16 protein-coding genes are annotated in these 17,211 nt (G+C 70.4%); 8 read left to right on the top strand and 8 right to left on the bottom strand.

What is annotated here, in order from left to right; translation table 11 throughout:
• The first annotated feature begins 36 nt into the window (after window positions 1-36).
• The 7 genes from AC07N1_RS10995 (at window position 37) to AC07N1_RS10965 (ending at window position 9,401) form a co-directional block, all read left to right on the top strand.
• On the top strand, window positions 37-687 hold the full coding sequence (locus AC07N1_RS10995) for a GntR family transcriptional regulator (protein ID WP_494671840.1): 651 nt from the start codon (window positions 37-39) through the stop codon (window positions 685-687).
• A gap of 61 nt (window positions 688-748) precedes the next feature.
• On the top strand, window positions 749-1,429 hold the full coding sequence (locus tag AC07N1_RS10990) for a response regulator transcription factor (protein WP_110120700.1): 681 nt from the start codon (window positions 749-751) through the stop codon (window positions 1,427-1,429).
• On the top strand, window positions 1,416-2,777 hold the full coding sequence (locus AC07N1_RS10985; RefSeq protein WP_494671839.1) for a HAMP domain-containing sensor histidine kinase: 1,362 nt from the start codon (window positions 1,416-1,418) through the stop codon (window positions 2,775-2,777). The genes AC07N1_RS10990 and AC07N1_RS10985 overlap by 14 nt, the downstream gene beginning before the upstream one ends.
• On the top strand, window positions 2,778-3,464 hold the full coding sequence (locus AC07N1_RS10980) for a response regulator transcription factor (RefSeq protein ID WP_494671838.1): 687 nt from the start codon (window positions 2,778-2,780) through the stop codon (window positions 3,462-3,464).
• A 136-nt stretch (window positions 3,465-3,600) separates the two neighbouring features.
• On the top strand, window positions 3,601-6,828 hold the full coding sequence (locus tag AC07N1_RS10975; RefSeq protein ID WP_494671837.1) for an efflux RND transporter permease subunit: 3,228 nt from the start codon (window positions 3,601-3,603) through the stop codon (window positions 6,826-6,828).
• Complete coding sequence (locus AC07N1_RS10970) at window positions 6,821-8,002, top strand: efflux RND transporter periplasmic adaptor subunit (protein ID WP_494671836.1); 1,182 nt, start codon at window positions 6,821-6,823, stop codon at window positions 8,000-8,002. The genes AC07N1_RS10975 and AC07N1_RS10970 overlap by 8 nt, the downstream gene beginning before the upstream one ends.
• Complete coding sequence (locus AC07N1_RS10965) at window positions 7,989-9,401, top strand: efflux transporter outer membrane subunit (RefSeq protein ID WP_494671835.1); 1,413 nt, start codon at window positions 7,989-7,991, stop codon at window positions 9,399-9,401. Before AC07N1_RS10970 ends, AC07N1_RS10965 begins: the two co-directional genes overlap by 14 nt.
• On the opposite strand, the gene AC07N1_RS10960 is transcribed toward AC07N1_RS10965, so the two are convergent.
• From AC07N1_RS10960 to AC07N1_RS10940, 5 genes are read right to left on the bottom strand one after another with little or no spacing between them, the layout of a single operon-like run.
• Window positions 9,398-9,985: a PepSY domain-containing protein gene (locus AC07N1_RS10960; protein ID WP_494671917.1), complete on the bottom strand. Its 588-nt coding sequence runs from the start codon at window positions 9,983-9,985 to the stop codon at window positions 9,398-9,400. The genes AC07N1_RS10965 and AC07N1_RS10960 overlap by 4 nt on opposite strands.
• 5 nt (window positions 9,986-9,990) lie before the next feature.
• The gene (locus AC07N1_RS10955) at window positions 9,991-10,542 is read right to left on the bottom strand and encodes a PepSY-associated TM helix domain-containing protein (protein WP_494671834.1); all 552 of its coding nucleotides are present in this window, start codon (window positions 10,540-10,542) and stop codon (window positions 9,991-9,993) included.
• 37 nt (window positions 10,543-10,579) lie between these two features.
• Complete coding sequence (locus AC07N1_RS10950; RefSeq protein WP_494671833.1) at window positions 10,580-11,380, bottom strand: SDR family NAD(P)-dependent oxidoreductase; 801 nt, start codon at window positions 11,378-11,380, stop codon at window positions 10,580-10,582.
• Window positions 11,377-11,931: a cupin domain-containing protein gene (locus AC07N1_RS10945; protein WP_494671832.1), complete on the bottom strand. Its 555-nt coding sequence runs from the start codon at window positions 11,929-11,931 to the stop codon at window positions 11,377-11,379. The genes AC07N1_RS10950 and AC07N1_RS10945 overlap by 4 nt, the downstream gene beginning before the upstream one ends.
• Window positions 11,928-12,251, bottom strand: a complete 324-nt coding sequence (locus tag AC07N1_RS10940) for a 2Fe-2S iron-sulfur cluster-binding protein (RefSeq protein WP_494671831.1) — start codon at window positions 12,249-12,251, stop codon at window positions 11,928-11,930. Before AC07N1_RS10940 ends, AC07N1_RS10945 begins: the two co-directional genes overlap by 4 nt.
• 168 nt (window positions 12,252-12,419) lie before the next feature.
• Here AC07N1_RS10940 and AC07N1_RS10935 point away from each other — a divergent pair, with 168 nt between their 5' ends.
• Window positions 12,420-13,028 (top strand): NAD(P)-dependent oxidoreductase, encoded by a 609-nt coding sequence (locus AC07N1_RS10935; RefSeq protein WP_494671830.1) that lies wholly within the window; start codon window positions 12,420-12,422, stop codon window positions 13,026-13,028.
• Window positions 13,029-13,071: 43 nt separating this feature from the next.
• Here the strand turns inward: AC07N1_RS10935 and AC07N1_RS10930 are convergent, their stop codons facing one another.
• The 3 genes from AC07N1_RS10930 to AC07N1_RS10920 all read right to left on the bottom strand — a co-directional run bounded on the left by AC07N1_RS10930 (window position 13,072) and on the right by AC07N1_RS10920 (window position 17,202).
• A complete protein-coding gene (locus AC07N1_RS10930) occupies window positions 13,072-15,213 on the bottom strand; it encodes a TonB-dependent receptor (protein ID WP_494671829.1) in 2,142 nt (713 codons plus the stop codon).
• Between the two features lie 181 nt (window positions 15,214-15,394).
• Entirely contained in the window at window positions 15,395-15,610 is a 216-nt protein-coding gene (locus tag AC07N1_RS10925) for a hypothetical protein (RefSeq protein ID WP_494671828.1), read from the bottom strand.
• Window positions 15,611-15,615: 5 nt separating this feature from the next.
• Complete coding sequence (locus tag AC07N1_RS10920) at window positions 15,616-17,202, bottom strand: phytoene desaturase family protein (protein ID WP_494671827.1); 1,587 nt, start codon at window positions 17,200-17,202, stop codon at window positions 15,616-15,618.
• Between the last annotated feature and the right edge of the window lie 9 nt (window positions 17,203-17,211).

The following is a 17,211-nucleotide window of genomic DNA, read 5'->3' as shown; positions in this document are numbered from 1 at the left end:
CCAACCATCGCGCCCGTGAAAGATACTTCGTTCGCCATGAGCATTGTTGTTCGCACACTTTCCGAGCAGACCTACGAGATCGTCAGGCTGAAGATCCTGACCGGCGACATGTCGCCCGGAACGGCGGTGCGCCAGGACGCCATCGCCGCCGAACTGGGCGTCTCCAAGATCCCCCTGCGCGAGGCCCTCAGCCGCCTGGAGCAGGACGGCCTGCTCAGTTCCTACCCCAACCGCGGCTATGTGGTGCGCGGCGTCTCGACCGAGGAGGCCAGCGAGGTCTTCGTCCTGCGCCTGAAACTGGAGCCCGGCGCCGCGGCCGAGGCGGCCCTCAAGGCGACGCCCGACGACCATGCCCGCGCCGAGGCCGCGCTGTCGGCCCTGGAGGCCGCGCTCGGCAAGCCCGACGGCGACCACGTCACCTACAATCGCGCCTTCCACATGGCCCTGGTGCGCCCCGGCGGCCACATTACCGGCCAACTGGTCGAGCGCCTGCAGATCCTGTCGGAGCGCTACGTGCGCATCCACCTGGAGCCTTTCGGCCGCGACGAGCGCGCCAGCCGCGAGCACCGCGAGATCCTGAAGGCCTGGACGGCCCGCGACGCCGTCGCCGTCGAGGCCGTGGTCGCCGAACACATCCAGGGCACGCTGGACGACCTGCGCCAGCAGCTGGCCCTCAAGCAGGGCTGACCACCGCCCCGCTCGAAGCTCGCTTGAGGGGCGCGACGGGAGAGAGTAGTGCGGGGATCAGATGCCCAAGATCCTCGCCATCGAAGACGATCCGAGCACCGGCCAGGAGATCGTCGCCGAGCTGGAGCAGCACGGTTTCGAGGTGGAGCTGGTCGCCGACGGCCGCCAGGGCCTGATCCGGGCGGCCAGCGGCGACTTCGACGCCGTCACCCTGGACCGCATGCTGCCGGGCCTGGACGGCCTGGCCATCGTCACCGTCATGCGCGGCGCGGGCGTCGAGACGCCGGTGCTGATGATCAGCGCGCTGAGCGACGTCGACGAGCGGGTCAAGGGCCTGCGAGCCGGCGGCGACGACTACATGACCAAGCCCTTCGCCTCCGAGGAACTGGCCGCGCGGCTGGAGGTGCTGCTGCGCCGCCGGGCCAGCGCCCCGCGCCAGACCACCCTGACCGTGGCCGACCTGGTCATCGACCTGCTGGCCCGCACCGTCCATCGCGGCGGCGTCGAGATCCGGCTGATGCCGACCGAGTACAAGCTGCTGGAGTTCATGGCCCGCAACTCCGGCCAGGTGCTGACCCGGACGATGATCTTCGAGGCGGTGTGGGGCTATCACTTCGACCCGGGCACCAACCTCATCGACGTGCACCTGGGACGCCTGCGCAGGAAGGTCGACCGGCCGGGCGCGCCGCAGTTGCTGCACACCGTCCGAGGCTCGGGATACGCGCTGCATGCGCCCGCGTGAGCTCTGGCGGGCCAGCCCGTTCCGCCTGACCCTGCTGAACGGCGCGGTGTTCGCCGTGGCCCTGGCCGCCCTGCTGGGCATGATCTACTGGCGCACCGCCGGCTATATCACCCGCCAGCTCGACGCGATCATCGTCAGCGAAAGCACCATGCTGGCCAACGGACCGGCCGACACCCTGCCCCAGCGCGTGCGGGCGGCGGTGGCCGCCGACGGCCGGGCGATCGCCTATTACGGCCTGTTCTCGGCCGACGGGGTGTGGATCACCGGCAACGTCCGCCGCCTGCCGGCCAACGCCGAGGCCGACAACCGGCCGCGCACGCTGAACGAGCCCGGCCTGCAGCCCGGGGCGCGGGGCCTGGTGCGCCGCCTGCCGTGGGGCGAGCAGCTGTTCATCGTCCACGACGCCAAGGTGCTGACCGGGCTGCGCGACATCATCGTCAACGCCCTGATGGTCAGCGGGGCGCTGATCCTGCTGCTGGGCCTCTCGGCCGCCGCCCTTCTCAGCCTCCCCGCCCTGCGCCGGGTCGAGCAGTTGCGGGTCGCCAGCCGCGCGGCGCTGGCCGGCCGACTGGGCGTGCGCCTGCCGGTCTCGCACCGCCGCGACGAGATCGACATGCTGGCCAGCCTCGCCAACGGCATGATGGACGAGACCGAGCGCCTGCTGTGGGAGGTCAAGAGCGTCGGCGACAACGTGGCCCACGACCTGCGCACGCCGCTGAATCGCCTGCGGGCCTCGCTCTACCGCGCCACCCAGGACACCAGCCCCGACGAGGCCGGCCGGCGCGAGATGATCGAGCGGGCGCTGGGGGAGACCGACGAGCTGCTGGTGCGCTTCCGCGCCCTGACCCGGATCGGCGAGATCGAGCGCCGCGACCGCCAGGCCTGTTTCGAAGCGGTGCGACTGCAGGACGTGCTGGAGCAGGTGTTCGAGCTGCACGACCCGGCCGCCGAGGAGCTGGGCGTCGCCATCGAGACCCGCTTCGCCCCCGATGCCCCCACGGTGTTCGCCGATCCGGCCCTGCTGTTCGAGGCGGTCAGCAACCTGGTCGACAACGCCCTGAAGTTCACCCCGCGCGGCGGGCGCGTGACGCTGCGCCTGCTGGCCCTCGACGAGGGCCCGCGCATCGAGGTGGTCGACAACGGACCCGGTGTGCCGGAAGGCGAGCGCGAGGCGGTGCTGAACCGCTTCTACCGCTCGCAGCGAACGCTGGAGCAGCCGGGCTCGGGCCTGGGCCTCAGCATCGTGGCGGCCATCGCGCGCATGCATCACTTCACCCTGTCGCTGGACGACGCACAGCCCGGCCTGCGGATCGCCATCGACTGCTGGCCGCGCGGTCTCGAGGCCTAGATGCGGCTGCTACACGCCAGCCATCGCCCCCGCGACCTCTACCTGGCCCGGGCCCTGATCCAGGCCGGCCACGTGGTCGAGACTCTGGGCAGCCTGGACGACGCGGCCAGCGCCAGCGCCGGCGAGGACTATGACGCGGTGCTGCTGGAGGTGGCCGCCCTGGCCGACGCTCCCCTGGCCGCCTTGTCGCGCCGAGGCGAACGGGCCCTGCTGGTGCTGATCGCCGATCAGGCCTCGCCCGCCGCCCGGACCGCCGCGTTGAGGGCCGGGGCCGACGCCTGCCTGACCCGGCCCGTGCATGTGGTCGAACTGGAGGCGCGCCTGACCGCCCTCGCCCGCCTGGCGCCGACGCCAAGTTCGACGGTCGCGACGGGCCTGCGGTTCGACGCCGCCGGCCGCAAGGTCGTGCTGGGCGAGCGCAGCCTCGTCCTGCCCAGCCGCGAATACGCCCTGCTGGCCTACATGGCCGACCACGCCGGCCAGGTGCTGACCGCCGAGCAGATCCTCAAGCACGTCTGGGGCGAAGGCGACGATCCGCGTCCCGAGCGGGTGCGCACGGCGGTGGCGCGCCTGCGCCTGAAGCTGGAGGCGGCGTTCGGACGGCCGCTGCTGGCCACACTGCGCGGCCACGGCTATCGGCTCGAAGCCGACATGACGGCCAACATGACAGGATTTTCATCCGGCTGAGACGGCAGCTTTAGGCGGGCGGGCGCATCACCCGGCGGCGCAGCTTGAGTACGCGCCGGTTCCGCGCGCTCCGCCCTCGCCCCCCCCGGGCCGGGCGCGCGGGACCGTCCACTGCTGCAAGTCCGGAGCAGGCCGCTTGAACGCTATCGTCCGCATCGCCCTGCAACGCCCGCTCACGTTCATCGTGATGGCGATGCTGATCCTGATCTTCGGCGTCCTGGCGGCCCTAGGCACGCCCACCGACATCTTCCCCGAGATCCGCGTGCCGGTGATCGGCGTGGCCTGGCAATATGCCGGCCTGTCGCCGCAGGAGATGTCGGGCCGCATCGTCACCCCCTACGAGCGGGTGCTGTCGACCACCGTCAACGACATCGACCATATCGAGAGCCAGTCGCTGCCGGGCATCGGCGTGGTGAAGATCTACTTCCAGCCCGGCGTCGATATCCGCACGGCCACCGCCCAGGTGACCTCGATCTCGCAGACGGCCGTCAAGCAGATGCCCGCCGGCACGACCCCGCCGCTGATCATCAACTACAGCGCCGCCACCGTGCCGATCCTGCAGCTGGCCCAGTCGGGCAAGGGCCTGTCGGAACAGAAGCTGTTCGACCTGTCGCAGACCGTGGTGCGCCCCAACCTGATCAGCGTGCCCGGCGCGGCGATCCCCTATCCGTACGGCGGCAAGGTCCGCCAGATCATGATCGACTTGGATCCGGTCGCCCTGCAGTCCAAGGGGCTGTCGGCGCAGGACGTCTCCAACGCCCTGGCCGCCCAGAACCAGATCCTGCCCGCCGGCACGATCAAGATCGGCGCCTTCCAGTACAACGTCCGCCTCAATGACGCGGCCGAGACGATCGAGGAGTTGAACAGCCTGCCGATCAAGACGGTCGACGGCGCGACGATCTACATCCGCGACGTCGGCCAGGTGCGCGACGGCTCGGCCCCGCAGACCAACGTGGTGCACGTGGACGGCGCGCGGGCGGTGCTGTCGACGATCCTGAAGAACGGCTCGGCCTCGACCCTGGCCATCGTGCAGGGGATCAAGGACCGCCTGCCGGCCTTGAAGGAAAACCTGCCCGACGACTTCAAGATCACGCCGCTGAACGACCAGTCGCTGTTCGTGAAGGGCGCGATCGAGGGCGTGGTCAAGGAAGGCGTGATCGCCGCGGCCCTGACCAGCCTGATGATCCTGCTGTTCCTGGGCAGCTGGCGCTCGACCGTGATCATCGCCGTGTCGATCCCGCTGGCCATCCTGGCCGCCATCGCCGCCCTGTCGGCCATCGGCCAGACCCTGAACATCATGACCCTGGGGGGCCTGGCTCTGGCCGTCGGCATCCTGGTCGACGACGCCACGGTGACCATCGAGAACATCAACTGGCACCTGGAGCACGGCAAGGACGTGCGCACGGCCATCCTCGACGGCGCGGCCCAGATCGTGGTTCCGGCCTTCGTCTCCCTGCTCTGCATCTGCATCGTCTTCGTGCCGATGTTCATGCTCAAGGGCGTGGCCGGCTTCCTGTTCGTGCCGATGGCCGAGGCCGTGGTCTTCGCGATGATCGCCTCGTTCATCCTGTCGCGCACCCTGGTGCCGACCCTGGCCATGTACCTGCTGAAGCCCCACGCCAGCGAGCGCCTGGACTACGAGCACGCGGCCGAGCACGGCGGCGGCGGCAGGCCCTCGCGCAATCCGCTGGTGCGCTTCCAACGGAACTTCGAGACCGCCTTCGGACGCTTGCGCGAAGGCTACAAGAACCTGCTGGTCATGGCCCTGGGCTCGGGCCGGGTGTTCATCATCGGCTTCATGGTGGTGGTCCTGGCCTCGTTCGCCCTGACGCCGTTCCTGGGCCGCAACTTCTTCCCGACGGTGGACGCGGGCCAGATCACCCTGCACGTCCGCGCCCCCGTCGGCACGCGCCTGGACGACGCCTCGCTGCTGTTCGGCCAGGTGGAGGAGGCGATCCGCAAGGTGGTGCCGGCCGACGAGGTGGGCTCGATCGTCGACAACATCGGCATCCCCAACAGCGCCATCAACATGGTCTACAGCAACTCAGGGCTGATCGGCCCGCAGGACGGCGACATCTTCGTGGCCCTGAAGGCCGAGCACGGCCCGACCGCCGGCTACGTCAAGAAACTGCGCGAAGAGCTGCCTCGCCAGTTCCCCGGCGCGACCTTCTCGTTCCTGCCGGCCGACATCATCAGCCAGATCCTCAACTTCGGCGCCCCCTCGCCCATCGACCTGCAGATCTCCGGCCCCAACGCCGCGGCCAACCGCGCCTACGCCGCCAAGATCCTCGCCCGGCTGAAGACCATCCGGGGCCTGGCCGACGTGCGCCTGCACCAGCCGGAAGGCGCGCCGCAGCTGCGGGTCGATGTCGACCGCTCGCGCATGGCGCAGCTGAGCCTGACCGAACGCGACGTGACCAACAGCGTCGTGGCCTCGCTGGCGGGCAGCTCGCAGGTCGCCCCGACCTTCTGGCTGAACCCCAAGAACGGGGTGTCCTACCCCATCGTCGCCCAGGTTCCGGAATACCGCGCCGGCTCGCTGTCGGACCTGAACGGCATTCCGATCACCGGGACGGCGGCGGCCGCGCAGCACGCCCAGATGCTGGGGGGCCTGGGCGTGATCAAGCGCGACAGCGCCCCGGCCGTGGTCAGCCACTACGACATCCAGCCGGTGCTCGACATCTACGCCACCCCGCAGGGGCGCGACCTGGGCGCGGTGACCGCCGACATCAACAAGGTGCTCAAGGACCTGGCCAAGGAGCGTCCGAAGGGCGCGACGGTGGCCCTGCGCGGCCAGATGGTGACGATGAACGCCGCCTTCTCGGGCCTGGGCTTCGGGCTCGTCGCCGCGATCGTGCTGATCTACCTGCTGATCGTCGTGAACTTCCAGTCGTGGCTGGACCCGTTCGTGATCATCACCGCCCTGCCCGCGGCCCTGGCCGGCATCGTCTGGATGCTGTTCGCCACCGGCACCACCCTGTCGGTGCCGGCCCTGACCGGGGCGATCATGTGCATGGGCGTGGCGACGGCCAACTCGATCCTGGTGGTCAGCTTCGCCCGCGAGCGGCTGGAGGCCACGGGCGACGCCCTGACCGCCGCCATCGAGGCCGGCTTCACCCGCTTCCGCCCGGTGCTGATGACGGCTCTGGCCATGATCATCGGCATGGCGCCCATGGCTCTTGGTTTGGGCGAAGGCGGCGAGCAGAACGCGCCGCTGGGCCGGGCCGTCATCGGCGGCCTGATCTTCGCGACCACCGCCACCCTGCTGTTCGTGCCCGTGGTCTTCCGCCTCGTCCACGGCCGCAAGACCGCCGACCAAACCGTTCCCGCCGGACCGACCACCGGAGCATCGTCCCATGCCTGATCAACAAGCCGTCCCTTCGCACGGCGCGATCTCGACCCGTCGGCTGAAGCTGGCCGGCGCCGCCGGCCTTGCCCTGGCCGCCGTGGTGGTGGCCGGGGGCCTCGTCGCGCGCGTCCACGCCGACCAGTCGCTGAAGACCTGGACCCACGATCAGGCCATCCCGACCGTCGCCCTGGCCCCGGTGGCCGGCGGCGGCCACGCCGACCTGGTGCTGCCGGGCGACGTGCAGGCCTTCTACACCGCCCCGATCCACGCCCGGACCAGCGGCTATCTCAAGCGCTGGTACGCCGACATCGGCCAGCGGGTAAAGGCCGGCCAGGTGCTGGCCGAGATCGACACGCCCGACCTCGACCAACAGGTGCTGCAGGCCCGCGCCAACATGGCCACCGCCCAGGCCAACCAGCGCCTGTCGGCCCTGACCGCCAAGCGCTGGGAGGGGCTGGTCGCCCAGGACGCCGTCTCGCGCCAGGAAGCCGACGAGAAGACCGGCGACCTGGCCGCCCGCAACTCGGCGGTCAACGCCGCCCAGGCCGATCTGGCCCGCCTGCTGGCCCAGCAGTCGTTCAAGCGCATCACCGCGCCCTTCGACGGGGTGGTCACGGCCCGCAACACCGACATCGGCCAGCTGATCTCGGTCGGCGGCTCGGCGGATGCTGCGCTGTTCACCGTCGCCGACCAGCACCGCATGCGGGTCTATGTCAGCGTGCCGCAGAACTATTCGGCCCTGGTCCATCGCGGCCTGAGCGCGCAACTGAGCGTGCCGGAATATCCGGGCCAGACCTTCACCGCCTCAGTGGTCAACGACGCCCAGTCGGTGGGTCGCAACGGCGCCATGCTGGTCGAGCTGCAGATCGACAATCCCGACGGCCGGCTGAAGCCCGGCGCCTACGCCCAGGCGGCGTTCAAGCTGCCGGCCGCCGCGACCACGACGCGGATTCCGGCCACCGCGATCCTCTTCAAGCACGGCGGCCCGACGGTGGCCGTGGTCGGCGGCGACGGCCGCGTGAAGGTTCGCACCATCGCCATCGTCCGCGACCTGGGGACCGAGGTCGAGATCGGCGCGGGCCTGCAATCGGGCGAGCGGGTCATCGACAATCCGCCCGAAGCCCTGGCTGACGGCGATCTCGTGCGGGTGGCCGGCGCCGCCCAGGGAGCGGCCCATGCGAAGGGCTGAGGCGCGCGCCCTGCTTCTGGTCTCGGCGGCGGCCTCGATCCTGGCCGCCTGCGCCGGCGCCACGACCTATGTCGCGCCGAGCATCGCCGCGCCGGTCGCGTTCAAGGAGACCGGCCCATGGACCCCGGCCGCGCCGGCCGACGACCAGCCGCGCGGCGACTGGTGGACCGTCTATGGCGACCCGGTGCTGAACGACCTGGAAGCGCGGGCGGCCAAGGCCAATCCCGGCCTCGCGGCGGCTGCGGCGGCGCACGACCAGGCCGTCGCCCTGGTCGGCCAGGCGCGCTCGGGCCTGTTCCCGTCGATCGACGGCGGCGCCCTGGCCAGCCGCCAGCGGCGCTCGGACAACGCTCCCCTCCGCAACGGCGGGGTGGACGAATATTCGACCCGCCAGGCCGTCGCCAGCGCGTCCTACGAGATCGATCTCTGGGGCCGGGTGCGCAGCCAGGTCGCCGCCAGCGGCGCGCAGGCGGAGGCCAGCGCCGCCGACCTGCAATCGGTGCGGCTAAGCCTGCAGGCCGAACTGGCCGACAGCTACCTGGCCCTGCGCGGCCTCGACGCCCAGTCGCGTCTGCTGGCCGACACCGTCGCGGCCTATCAGAAGGCGTTGGACCTGACCCAGATCCGCCACGACGGCGGGGCCGCGACCGGTCTCGACGTCAGCCGGGCGAAGAACCAGCTGTCGACCGCCAAGGCCCAGCTCAGCGACGTGGCAGCCCAGCGGGCGCTCTACGAACACGCCATCGCCACCCTGGTCGGCGAGACCGCCTCGAGCTTCGACCTGCCGCCGGTCCAGGCGTCGCTGAGCGTGCCCAGGACGCCGGTCGGCGTGCCGTCGGTGCTGTTGCAGCGCCGGCCCGACATCGCCGCCGCGGAGCGCCGCGCCGCCGCCGCCAACGCCCAGATCGGCGTCGCCCAGGCCGCGCGCTTCCCGACCCTGACCATCGCCGGTCAGGCCGGCTGGCAGTCGGACGGCGGGGTGGACCTCTTCAGCGCGCCCAACGCCGTCTGGCTGCTGGCGCCGCAGCTGGCGGGCTCGATCTTCGACGCCGGCAAGCGCAAGGCCGGGGTCGAGGCCGCCAGGGCCGCCCACGCCCAGACCGCCGAAAATTATCGCGCCGTGGTGCTGGCGGCGTTCCGCAACGTCGAGGACCAGATGGCCCTGTCCAACCGCCTGGCCGACGAAGCCAAGGACCAGGACGACGCCATGGCTTCGGCCAAGCGCACCGAAGAGCTAGCCATGATCCGCTACCGCCAAGGCGCGGCCAACTATCTGGAGGTCGTCACCGCCCAGACCGCAGCCTTGCAGGCCGAGCGTTCGGCCCTGGTGCTGGAGACCCGGCGCTTGCAGGCCTCGGTCGATCTGGTGCGGGCGCTGGGCGGCGGTCCGGCCGCCTAGCCCCAGAAGACGTCCCTGCGCCCCATGGCCCAGCGTCGACGGGCCATGTCGAGATAGAGCCAGATCCCGGTGACGCAGAGGGTCAGCAGCGAAAGCCCGGTCGCCAGGATCAGCAGCTTGCCCGCCAGGCCGCCGATCGCGCCGGAGTGGAAGCGTTGCAACAGGGTGTTGAACCGGGCGGCCGCCTGGGCCTCGGCCGCGCCCCTCACCCTGGCGCCGCTGACGGCGTCGATCGTGATCCGCTCGGCGTGCCGGCCCGATCCCAGGGCGACGTCGGCCAAGGCCTTGCCGTCGCGTTCGTAGAGGCGGATCTCCGCGCCGGTCAGCGGGGCGTCGGGCAGCAGGTCGGCGGCGGCGCGCAGGGCCGTGGCGGTCATGCGGCCGAGGTTCTCCGACGACGGGATCGGACGGTCGGCGGCGCGCTGCGCATCGCTGCGGACCGCGCCGCCCTGCCCACCTCCGGCGCCGAACACGGCCGGATCGGCGAACTCGTTTACGGCGATGATCGAACCGGTGGCGACGAGATAGGCCACGAAGACCATCGCCCCCGTGCCGACCCAGCGGTGGATCGTCTTGCCGAGCATGGCGGTCACGCCTTCCAGAACAGGCCGGGCCGCCCCAGGCGCCGGCGCTTGAGCAGCAGGTCGATGTACATCCAGACGCCGCTGAGCGTCAGGAACAGGAAACTGAGACCTCCGAGCATGCTGAGAAACTGGCCAGGCAGGCCTAGAATGTTCCCCCGGTGCAGCCGCTCCAGCAGCACGTGCAGCTTGATGCGGAAATGCAGATAGGCGGCGGGCGCACGCCTAGGCGGTTCGGCGACGACGCGGGTGGTCTCCGCCCCCTTCGAGGCCTGCGCCGCCAGCAGGCGCGGCGCGCCCTCGACCTGGCCGACCTTGACGACGACCTCGGTGGGCGACGCGGTCGCGGCGGCTGCCTGGCGCGCCCCGTCGGCGGCCAGGGCGACCATGGCTTCCAGCGGCAGTTCGGCCTGCGGCGGCGGCGCGGGGAAATGCGGCTCGGTCAACAGGTCGAGCATCAGGGCCAGGCCCGTGACCGCGATCCAGGCCAGGACCAGCATGGCGCCGGCGGCGATCCAGCGGTGATAGGTGCGCAGGCGCGCGACCAACGGCTTCTTCACACGGCCTCCCCTCGTCTATCGTTCTTGCCCAGGCGTCCTAGCCGCCGTCGGAAATCACCGTGCCGCCGTCGGCGACCAGCACCTGGCCGGTCACGAAGCTGGAGGCCGGGCTGGCCAGGAACAGCGCCGCCGCGGCGATCTCGGCCGGATCGGCGACGCGGCGCAGCGGCGTGGCGGCCAGTCGCTTTTCCGCCGCCTGCGGGCTGGACAGGATGGCCGAGGCCCAGCTGGTGGCGGTCAGGCCCGGCGCCAGGGCGTTGCAGCGCACGCCGGCCGGCCCGAACTCGACGGCGAGGTTGCGGGCCAGCTGCATCAGCGCGGCCTTGGTCAGGCCGTAGAGGCCGAGCGCGCGGTTGCCGCGCAGGCCGGCGATCGACGAGGTCAGCACGATCGAGCCCCCGCCCCGCGCGGCCATGACCGGGGCGACCAGCGCGCAAAGCCGCACGGCGTGACGCAGGTTGATGTCGAACATCGTGTCGTAGACGGCCTCGGGCGCCTCCGTCAGCGAGCCGGCGTACAGCGAGACGCCGGCGTTGCAGACCAGCACGTCGATCGGCCCGCAGCGGGCCTCGGCTTCGGTGACGAGCGCCGCCAATTGCCCGGGATCGGCGACGTCGCAAGCCACGGCCTCGAGCGTCAGCCCCTCGCCCGCCAGTTCCGCCTTGGCCGCCGCGCAGTCGTCGGCGCTCTCGCTGGAGATCACGACCCGCGCCCCGGCCTGGGCGAAGAGGCGCGCCATGGCCAGGCCTATGCCACGGGTCGAGCCGGTGATCAGGGCCGTCTTGCCGGACAGGCCGAACAGCCCCTGCAGGACCTGGTTGGAAGCATCGGCGGTCATTGGAGCTCCTCGCTGTCGGCCTGGTCGACCAGCACGAAGGCGACGCGGCACGGGCCGCTCCCCCTATTAGACCAGGCGTGGTTCGTGCCGCGCTGGACGACGACGTCGCCCGCCCTCAGCACGGTCTCCTCGCGATCGAGGATCAGCACCAGCTCGCCCTCCAGCACCAGGGCGTAGTCGATCGAGCGGGTGCGGTGCATCAGCGGATGCGGCGCGGCCGGGTCGAGCGCGGTCAGGGCGTGGGCGCCGCCGATCTGCGCGAACTGGGCCTGGGCGGCCTCGAGGGTCATCGCTTGCGTCTCGGGCGGGATGTCCATGATCCGGATGCGCGTGCCGCGGGTCGGCGGCGCCAGGGTCAGGCGATCCTCCGGGGTCGGCTCGCGGAAGGCCGCGCCCCAGGCCGGATCCTCGGTGCGCCAGATCTCGTGGAACACCGGCCCGTCCGCGCCGATGCGGCGGGTCAGGGCGGGCCCGGCGTCCTGCTGAATCACCGAGCGTCCCAGGGCGTCATGACCGGTGACGACCCGGCGCGGCGGCGTTCGCATGGTCATCCGTACCGGCTCTCTGGCGTGGTCGCCACGAGCCCGTCGAGGGCGTCGGTGACGATGATCTGGCAGGCCAGGCGCGAGGTCTCGCGGCGATGGTCCGAGAAGTCGAGCAGGTCGGCCTCGCCGCCCTCGGGCGCGCCGACCAGGGCGAAGCCGGCGAGGTCGAGATAGATGTGGCAAGTGCCGCAGGACAACGCGCCCCCGCACTCGGCCAGGATGTCGGGTACGTTGGCGCGCACGGCCGCTTCCATCAGCGAAGCGCCCACACGGGCATCGATCTCGCGCCGCACGCCCCGCGCGTCGATGAAGGTGATCCTCGGCATCGTCCCTCCCTCCGGCGCTGCGGCCGGTTCTCCTCGCCTCCTTGAAAGGCTGCGCACGGCGAAGGGTCAAATCGCCTGATCCGATAGCTGGCGGCCAGGAAAGCGATGCGCGGCGAGCAAGGGGCCGCGGCTAGGCTGGCGGTTCATCAAAACGAGGGAGACGAAACCATGAAGGTCGCCTTGCTGGGCGCCACGGGCGCGGCGGGATCGAGGATCCTGAAGGAGCTTTCCGACCGGGGGCACGCGGTCGCGGCGCTGTCGCGCCATCCGGAAAAGACCCCGACGCTGCCCGGCGTGACCGCCCAGGCGCTGGACGCCGCCGACGTCGACGCGACCGTTCAGGCCCTGCGCGGGTCGGACGCCGTGGTCAGCGCCCTGAAGTTCACCTCGGTCGATACAGCCGGACTGATCGAGGCCGTTCGGCGGGCCGGGGTGAAGCGCTATGTGGTGGTCGGCGGCGCGGGCAGCCTGTGGGTCTCGCCCGGCGTGCGCGAGGTGGACGGGCCGGGCTTCCCCGAGCACGTCAAACCCGAGGCCCGGGCCGGCGCGGCTTTCCTGGAGCAGTTGCGGGCCGGCGACCTGGACTGGACCTTCTTCAGCCCGTCGCGGATGTTCACGCCCGGCGAGCGCACCGGCAAGTTCCGGCTGGGCGCGGACGACCTGATCTTCGACGCCGATGGGACCAGCGCGATCTCGTTCGAGGACTACGCCCTGGCCCTGGTCGACGAACTGGAAACGCCGCGCCACGTGCGGGCGCGGTTCACGGCGGGCTACTGATCGGAAGAGGTCGGGCGGCCCGGAACCCGGGCCGCCCTTCCCTTCAGAACTTTGCGGTCAGGACCAACCCGTAGGTTCGCGGGTTGCCGATCACGCCGTAGACGTTGACCGGACCGGCGGTGTTGGCCTGCTCCAGCACGGCCTTGTCGCCGATGTTGTTGACATAGGCCCCGATCGACCACCTGCCGTCCGGCTCGTCATAGGTGATCCGGGCGTTGGCCAGGGTGTAGGACTTGGCCAGCGAGTTGTTGAAGCGCAGCAGGTCGACGAAGTAGCTCGACTTCCACTGGGCGTCGAGGTGGGCGGTGATCGCCGCCCCGCTGGCCAGGTCGAAGCGGTGCTCGTAGGCGCCCGTCACCGTCCAGCGCGGGGTGCGCGGCAGGGGCCGGCCGGTCAGGTCGGTCATGGTGCAGGTCGTACCCGAGCACGAGGTCGCGACCGAGGCGTTGCCGAAGCTGCTTTCCTGCCACGAGACGCTGCCGTCGAAGCGGTCGGCGCCGGTCAGCAGGTAGCTGCCTTCCAGCTCGACGCCGTAGACCTTGGTCTTGCCCGGCACGTTGGCCGTCAGGAAGGTCGGGACGAGGCCGACATAGTAGTAATAGGATAGCTGATAGCCGGTATAGTCGTAGTAGTAGGCGGCCGCGTTCACCTGCAGGCGGTTGTCGAGGAAGCGGTTCTTGCTGCCCAGCTCGTAGGCGGTGATCTCCTCGGGGCCGTAGGTGATGCCGCTGGCGTTCACGCCGCCGCCCTTGATGCCGGTCGAGACCGATCCGTAGACCAGCGACCGGGCCGCCAGGTCGAACTCGGCGCCGGCCTTCCAGGTCAGCTTGCTGTAGCTGTTGGCCACCGCGCCCGCCGAGGTCAGGCTTCCGGCGGCGTAGGACGCCTGGGTCCCGCTGCTGTTGAGGGCGTCCACCTCGTCCTTGGTGTAGCGCAGGCCGCCGGTCAGGCGCAGGCGTTCGCTCAGCGGCGCGATCACCTGGCCGAAGGCGGCCGAGGTCTTGCTGACGTTGCGGTCGAACGAGCGGACTTCGTCGAAGGTGTAGTTGATCCTGAACTGACCCGAGCCGTCGTACTTCAGGTAGAAGGCGCCCAGCACCCACGAGATCGGCGAGGTCGCCGGCGAGGCCAGGCGGATCTCGGCGCTGTCCTGCTTGGCCGGCAGGGTGTCCTTCTCCCAGGTGCCCGAGAACGGTTGGAGATAGGTGCGCTCGAAGTCCTGGTGGCCGAGGATCGCCGTCAGCCGCGCCCACGACAGGTCCCAGTCGGCCTGAGCCCGCAGGGTGGTGTTCTTCATGCTGTAGTCGGCGTCGCAATTGGGATTGCAGTAGACGGCGGCGCCGGCCGGGATGGTGTAGAGGCTGCCGTAGGACGGGGCGGTCCACGGGTCGCTGCGGCTGCTGGTCGGCAGCAGCACGTTGCCCGAGCCCTGGCCGCCGGCCTGCTGGCGCTCGGCCGACAGGATGAAGCGCAGGTCGTCGCTCGCCGCGATCAGCAGCTTGGCGCGGGCGAACTTCTCGTCGGCGTCGTTGAGGCCGTTGGACAGGTAGCCGTCGTGGGAATTGCTCCCGCCGACCACGCGCAGGGCGACCTTGTCGCCGAGCGGCAGGTTGATCACGCCTTCGGTGCGCAGGGCGTCGTAGTTGCCGACCTGGAGGCTGGCGCCGCCGGAGAACTCGCCCAGCACCGGGTTGCGGTAGAGCACGTTGACCGCGCCGGCGTTGGCGTTGCGGCCGTAGAGCGTGCCCTGCGGACCGCGCAGCACTTCCACTCGCTCGATGTCGGCCATGGCCACGCCGGTCAGTTCGTTGCGCTGCTGGACGACGCCGTCATAGCTGACGGTCACCGGCGAGGTCGGCAGGTCCAGCGCGCCGCGCGCGCCGATGCCGCGGATGTAGAAGCTGGCGCCGGTGTTGGCCTGCTGGATCTGGACGCTGGGGATCAGGGCGATGGCGTCCTTGATGCCGGTCACGCCCTGCTTCTGGAGGGCCTCGCCGCTGATGGCGCTGACGGCCAGCGGCGTCTTCTGCAGGGTCGTCTCGCGCTTTTCGGCGGTGACCACGACCTCGGTCAGCTGGGTCCCGTCGGCCTCCGCCGGAGCCTTGGCGGCCTCCTGGGCATGGGCCGCGCCGGCGGCCGCGAGCAGAACGCCTAGGGCCGCGCCGGCCCGCAAAGCGACTTTCATCTAAGTCCCTCCCTCTATGCATGACGCCGTCTTCGAGCGCGGCGTTGGCAGGGAGGCTGGGGGCTGGAGACCCTTAAGGTCAAAGCGATTGGAGGGGTACCAGCCATCGGCGCAGGCGGTGTATGTTTCAGTCGGGTAACAGCGGTTTCGGAGAGAGCCGAGGCCCTCCCCGTCACCCGTCTCAGGCCTTGCCGGTCTTGCGAAACAGCAGGGTCAGCAGGAACAGCACCGTCCTGGCGTCGAGCAGCTTCAGCGCCGCCCTCGCCTCTTCCGGCCTAAGCTTGGCGGTCATCGGCATGGCGCCGAAGATCTTGCCCTTGATGACCAGGTCGTCGCCGTCGCGGGCGATCGAAGAGACGGCCATCAGCTCCTTGTTGGTCGAGTCGTAGATCTTCATGGCGCTCACCGGCTCACGGTCTTGTCGAAGTCGATGGCGAGGTCGTCGAACATCTTGATCGCCGTGGCCCGGCCCGCGCCGTAGACGCCGCCGCCCGGATGCTGGAACGGCCCGACCAGATAGAGCCGGTCGACGCCCGGGACAGTGTAGTTGCCCAGATCCGGCGTCGGGCGGTGAGCGACCGTCTGGTACATGAAGGGCGCGGCGCCGTGCATGTCGCCGTTGACGAAGCTGTTGGGCGAGCTGCGCTCCATGTCGAGCGGCGACCAGTGGGTGGCGGCGATGATGTTGTCGGCCGTCAGGCTGGGCGTGAACTTCTGGTAGAAGCCGAGGTTCTTGGCCGCCACCTCGTCCTTGATCTCGTCCCAGCGCGAGGGACCGCCGTCGGCCAGGTCGTACGGCGACATGGTGATGGCGTGCCAGATGCCGCCGCCGGGCGGGGCGCGGCTGGGGTCGGCGTGGGTCTCGTCGCCCCCGCCGGTCAGCGGCCGGGCCGGCAGGCGACGGCGGCGCAGGGCGTCGAAGTCGTCGAGCAGGTCGTCCAGCCGATCGAAGGTGAAGTACTCCAGCATGGTCGCCGTCTGCACTTCAGGGCCGGCGTAGAGGGTCGACTGCTTCTTCAGGTCGTAGTGGCTGACGAACAGGCTGAAGGTCGAGGTGTTGACCCGCTCGGCGCGCTTGAGCACCGGTTCGGCCACGCCTTCGACGAACTGGCGCAGGCGATGCGGGTGGATGGCGCCGATGACGCCGTCCTTGGCGAAGACCTGCTCGCCGTCCGACAGCTCCAGGCCCGTCGCCTTGCCGTCCGAGACGATGACGCGCGAGACCTCGGCCTCGCAACGGATCTCGGCGCCGTAGTGCTCCAGGCAGCGCACCAGCGCGTCGGTCAGGCCGCCGCTGCCGCCCACCGGCTGGGAGACGCCGTAGGTGTGGATGATGCCGGGCATCAGGTAGATGCCCATGCCGGTGCCCAGCTCGTCGGGCAGCTGCAGGTTCTCGGTCACCAGCTTCAAGAGGTGGATCTTGACCCGGTCGTTCTCGAAGGCGTTGTCGATGATGTCGAGCGAACTGCGGCTCATGGCGTCGAGCATCTCGCGGCCTTCCTCGCTCTGGTCGAGCATGGCGATGAAGGCGCCCATCGGGAACGGCGGGGCGTACAGCCCCGACACGAACATGGGCAGCATCTGCATGCTGCGCAGGGCGAAGGCGCGGTAGGTCTCGGCGTCCTTCTCGGAATAGCGGGCGATCTGCTGGCAGGACCGATCCAGGTCCTTGTAGGTGATCAGCGTCTCCTGGTCGTGGAAGATGCTGGCGTAGGGCACGTCCGAGTAGTTGTACTTGAGGCCGAACTTGCTGAAGAGGCCCAGCTCGTCGTTGGTCAGCAGAGGGTTGCCCTGGATCATGATGTGGCAAGACGAGTGCAGGTCGTGGCGGTAGCCGGGCGAATTGATCTCCCGCGTCACCACCCCGCCGCCGGGGAACGGCTGGCGTTCGAGGATCAGCACCTTCTTGCCGGCCTTGGCCAGGTAGGCGGCGGTCGTCAGGCCGTTGTGGCCCGCGCCCATGACGACGACGTCGTAAGTCTTGCTCATGTGATGGTT

The sequence above is a fragment of the Caulobacter sp. GW821-FHT09B11 genome (genome assembly GCF_059418205.1).
The sequence above is the reverse complement of the archived record's forward strand: the minus strand, read 5'-3'. Positions and strand labels throughout refer to the sequence as shown.